The organism is uncultured Campylobacter sp. (assembly GCF_938018145.1).
In the GTDB taxonomy this organism is placed as follows: Bacteria; Campylobacterota; Campylobacteria; order Campylobacterales; family Campylobacteraceae; genus Campylobacter_A.
Window position 1 is genome coordinate 1 of the sequence record NZ_CALIII010000022.1, and the last position, 2,690, is coordinate 2,690.

Annotated in this window: 5 protein-coding genes; all 5 read left to right on the forward strand. The window is 49.8% G+C overall.

What is annotated here, in order from left to right; all coding sequences use genetic code 11:
* A partial coding sequence (locus Q0338_RS00570; RefSeq protein ID WP_298085069.1) for a NosD domain-containing protein occupies positions 1 to 446 on the forward strand: 446 nt, incomplete at its 5' end.
* Complete coding sequence (locus Q0338_RS00575) at positions 443 to 1,123, forward strand: 4Fe-4S dicluster domain-containing protein (protein ID WP_298085070.1); 681 nt, start codon at positions 443 to 445, stop codon at positions 1,121 to 1,123. The genes Q0338_RS00570 and Q0338_RS00575, both read left to right, overlap by 4 nt.
* Positions 1,124 to 1,125: 2 nt before the next feature.
* Positions 1,126 to 1,698, forward strand: a complete 573-nt coding sequence (locus tag Q0338_RS00580; RefSeq protein WP_298085071.1) for a hypothetical protein — start codon at positions 1,126 to 1,128, stop codon at positions 1,696 to 1,698.
* Between the two features lie 9 nt (positions 1,699 to 1,707).
* Positions 1,708 to 2,163, forward strand: coding sequence for a c-type cytochrome (locus Q0338_RS00585; RefSeq protein WP_002953801.1), 456 nt, complete (start codon positions 1,708 to 1,710; stop codon positions 2,161 to 2,163).
* A 3-nt stretch (positions 2,164 to 2,166) separates the two neighbouring features.
* The coding region (locus tag Q0338_RS00590; protein WP_298085072.1) for a 4Fe-4S binding protein at positions 2,167 to 2,690 on the forward strand (524 nt) is incomplete at its 3' end.

A 2,690-nucleotide genomic window follows, 5' to 3' on the forward strand; every position in this document is an offset into this window, starting at 1 on the left:
ACTCCGACCGCTCGCCGCTAAATCAGGGCGCCGTAAATTTGATCGAAAACAATCAAATTTTATACAACGTCATCGGGCTGCAAATGCACGCGACGCAGGAAAAAAGCGTGTTTAAGGGTAATGATTTTATCGGAAACATGGAAACGGCTATCAACGACACTCCGGGCTCAAAGATCGAGCTAAACGAGTGGAGCGGTAATTATTTCGACGAATACGAAGGCCTGGATCTAAACCGCGACGGCATCGGTGATACACCATACTTGCACTTTGTTTACGCCGACAAGCTTTGGCAGTACTATCCGACTCTGCGCTTTTTCTACGGTTCGACCGTGATTAGCGGGCTAAATTTCCTAGCTAAGCTTGCTCCCTTTTCCGAGCCGCTCAAGCTTTTAGAGGACGGCTCTCCTAAAATGCGCCCCAATAACGCTCAAAAGGCAACGCTATGAATAGACGAAATTTTATCGCCCTAACGGCAGGCGCAGCGGCCGCAGGCTACGGCATCGGATATTTTTTACCTAAAACGCGCGCGGACGAGCTTTTTTTACGGCCTCCGGGAGCGGTTAAAAATTTCGAATCGCTCTGCATAAAATGCGGCCAGTGCGTGCAGGTCTGTCCGTATCACAGCATCGAGCTACTAGATATAACGCAGGGCTACTCAAACGGCACGTCCTATATCGACGCGCACAAGCGAGGCTGCTATCTGTGCGACCTTTTTCCTTGCGTTTTAGCCTGTCCTAGCGGCGCGCTAGATCACGCCACGACGCAGATTAACGACGTAAAGATGGGCGTGGGCGTGCTGCGAGGACGCGAAGCCTGTCTAGCGTACAAAAACGAAAACGTAAATTTAAGCGGCGTTACGAGAATGCTTGAGCGTAAAATTTACAACGACCGCGAGCAAGCCGTAAAAGACGCCGTCCAAAATAGCGTGGATAAGCCCTGTGATCTGTGCGTTAGCCTCTGTCCGGTCGGAGACGCCGCCATAACGATGGCTAAAAGCGACGGGCGAAATTTGCCCGAATTTAAACAAGGCTGCGTCGGATGCGGAGTGTGCGCCGAGGTTTGCCCGGCACAGATCATCGATATAGCGCCAAACCGCAGCTATGACGAAATTTACAAAGGATAAAAATGAGAAATAAAATTTTAGGCTGTCTCATGGCTCTCGCCGCCGCCATGCTGATAACGGGCTGCGAGAGCAAGGATGATAAAAAAAGCGCGACGCAAGCGGCAAAAACGCAAGCGACGCCCGCCGCCGCAGGCATGATAGAGACGCAAAAATCGGACTCAAACGCAACCGCGCAAAAAGACTACGATCAGTTTATGACCTACGATATAAACGGCAAAAAGAGAGTCAAATTTGGTCTAGACGACGAGGAGAGCGAGACTAGCCGCTCGGTCGGCGCGCTAGCGATGGTGCGAAACCCGCTGCAAAGCATAAATTTAAAACTCGTAAAAGGGCGCCTTAGCAAGGACTTTATCGTAAAATGCTCCGCCTGCCACGACGACTACGCCAACGGTATCATCGGCCCGTCGCTGCTAAACAAAACCTCGGATCAAATTTACGACATGATCGCCGCGTATAAGAGCAAGCAAAAGGCAAATCCGCTGATGAAAGATCTAGTCCAAACCCTAGACGAGGCGCAAATCCGCGCCCTAGCAAACGAAATCAGCGAATTTAACGAGCAATTTAGAAAAAAATAGGAGGCTAAAATGGGAAAGAAAATAGCGATAATCTTTGGAGTTTTGGTACTTGCGCTCATGGTTTTTATGCTGACTAGCCAGCCCTCAGCACCCGTAAAGGACGCTAGCAGGCCCGAGCTAAAACCGGCGCAGCAAACGCAGCCAAAGGTCGTAAACGAAGAGCTAAATTTGCAAGATAGCGAAGAGATCAAAAAGATAAAACAGCTGCAAAACAGCGTCGCAAATCAGCCTAGCGAGGGCGTTAGCAAACGATACCTGACCTCCTGCGCGCCTTGTCACGGAGCAAACGGCAAGGGCGTGATGGCGCCTAGCATCGCGGGTAAAAGCAAGGACGAAATCCTGGCCTCGCTAAAAAACTACAAAGAGGGCAAGGTGCCAAACAGCCTGATGAAGGGGCTTCTCACGAACGTATCAGACGAGGATCTAGGCGCGCTAGCTGATGAAATTTCAAAATTTAAAGAGTAGCGGATGGATAAATATAGCACGCGTTGCACGGTCTCAAAGGTCGATTTTTTCGATACGCTGACGATAAAAAACGGCGAGGGCAAAAAAAGCCTCAGCTGGCGAGGACGCCGCCTAGTCGTGATCGTGCTAGTGCATATTTTGTTCGTGCTTTCTTACCGCGCGGATATTCAAATTTTAGAAGGCGACATCAGCGGATCAAGGATTTTAGGCTTTCATTTGACCGACGCTTTTATGAGCTTTCAGGTATTTGCCGCGACGCACGAGTTTCCGATAAATTTGATCATCGGCACGGCTACGATTTTGCTTTTTTACGCGCTTGTGGGCGGGAGGGCGTTTTGCGGCTGGGTGTGCCCTTATACCTTTTTAGGCGAGATCGGCGAGAAAATACATGAAAATTTAGCCGCCAAAAAGATAATCAAACGCCGCGAGTTTGATCCCAAATGGCGCTACGTCTTTACCGCGCTTTTTATCGCGATGAGTTTTGCTAGCTCGCAGCTCGTGTTTGAGATTTTTAGCGTAACAGGCAT